Raw genomic sequence first — 491 nt, forward strand, 5'->3', positions numbered from 1 at the left:
TATTTTGCTTTGGGTTTGGATTCTTTCATCAATTAGTGAAACCAGATTTGCAATTTTATTTTGCTCGTCAATGTCTGGGAAAGCTATATGCATCTTGGCAATCATATCGTAACGAACAGAATCCACAGAATTCTTTGCGCTAAGTTTAGACACTCTATCAAAAAAACGGGAAGAGAAGTAATAGTAGAGGAACTTGCCAGAAACCCTCTTGAAATCGCTCAATATGTAAACGCGTTGATGGACGCCAATTTTTCCGGTAGTGTAATGGAAAACCTTGCCGACGCCAACACCATCACCAGCAGTTAATATTGCTTCCCCATCAAAAGTAAACTCATTTATTCTTTCAACCGTTGAAGAGCGAACATAAAATGGAAATTGGCCATCATAGCTTTTATCTTGAGTATTCTTGTTACCTGTACTTATTTTGCATAAATCACCAAAAAGACTCTGCTTCCATTCCCCTTCAAACCCCGGAAATCTCAAATTTGGAA

1 protein-coding gene is annotated in these 491 nt (G+C 38.1%); it reads right to left on the bottom strand.

The window, feature by feature from the left end:
- Positions 1 to 491: restriction endonuclease subunit S (locus tag DRW42_RS28485; RefSeq protein WP_208643682.1), on the bottom strand; the 491-nt coding region annotated here is incomplete at both ends.

It is taken from the genome of Pedobacter miscanthi (assembly GCF_003315595.1).
Classification (GTDB): domain Bacteria; phylum Bacteroidota; class Bacteroidia; order Sphingobacteriales; family Sphingobacteriaceae; genus Pedobacter; species Pedobacter miscanthi.